This window comes from Streptomyces tricolor, assembly GCF_002155905.1.
Lineage (GTDB): Bacteria > Actinomycetota > Actinomycetes > Streptomycetales > Streptomycetaceae > Streptomyces > Streptomyces tricolor.
This window is the reverse complement of record NZ_MUMF01000893.1, coordinates 1-535: the sequence shown is the minus strand read 5'-3', so window position 1 is coordinate 535 and position 535 is coordinate 1. Positions and strand designations below refer to the sequence as shown.

Below are 535 nucleotides of genomic sequence, written 5' to 3'. Positions count from 1 at the left end.
CCCTCCCGGCTCCCGCCCCCTTCCGGCTTCCGCTCCGTCTCACGCGAAGCGGTCGAGGTGGCCGGCCGCCCACTCGGCGAAGGTGGTCGCGGGCCGGCCCGTGAGGCGTTCGACCGTGTCCGTGGTGCCGGCCTTGGCACCGGCCAGCTGCCGCTCGGCGCCGGCGAGCAGGGCNNGGCGGACACCTGCGCGATGTCCTCCGGCGCGATGCAGGCGTTGCGGCTGTGCGGGTGCAACGCGTGGACGACGCCGTCGCGGCGGATGTCCGGCGCCCAGGCCAGGGCGTGGGACATGAACGAGCGCGGCTGGATCATGGTCCACGGGATGCCGCTGTCCCTGATGCGTTCCTCGTTGGCGCGCTGCCAGCGGGTGATCAGGTCGTGCGCCCGGCTGTCGTGCACCGCCGCGGCGGAGAGTTTGACGATGTGGCCCACGCCGGCCTCGATGGCCGCCCGCACGATGTTGCGGTCGTGGCCGGGGCGCGTGGGGTCGTTCGTGACGACGAAGAGGGCGTCGGCGCCGCGGAACGCGTGGA

General features: G+C 74.3%; 1 protein-coding gene. It reads right to left on the bottom strand.

The features are described 5' to 3' along the window. Positions 1–535 (bottom strand): SDR family oxidoreductase (locus tag CCN44_RS41220; RefSeq protein WP_244204061.1); only part of this gene is annotated, 535 nt, incomplete at both ends.